This window comes from Bradyrhizobium sp. Kon69, assembly GCF_055807515.1.
In genome coordinates, this window is sequence record NZ_JBVVOS010000515.1 from 1 (window position 1) to 246 (window position 246).

At 61.0% G+C, this 246-nt stretch carries 1 protein-coding gene; it reads right to left on the reverse strand.

Annotation, left to right across the window (positions count from 1 at the left end; all coding sequences use genetic code 11):
- Window positions 1-32: 32 nt before the first annotated feature.
- On the reverse strand, window positions 33-246 hold a 214-nt coding region (locus AC0L3U_RS40010), incomplete at its 5' end, for a hypothetical protein (RefSeq protein WP_473365212.1).

Genomic DNA, 246 nt, shown 5'->3' on the forward strand with positions numbered 1-246 from the left:
TGTCGTTTCTGGTATCAACAGGTCGTAAACGGTCAATCCCAACCGCCACGGTCCAGACACCGTGTAGTCGAAGGTGGCTGTTTGCCGTAAGCCAGAAAATCACCGAGCCAGCGACTGATGCAGCCATCGCCGCTGGCCTGGGGCGGTTCCTTGAGCAGCAACAGGTCGATGCCGTACGCGAGCGGTTCACCGCGCCCGGTGTTGACCAGCACCATGCGTGCGATGCGTTCGGGGAACAGCGTGGCA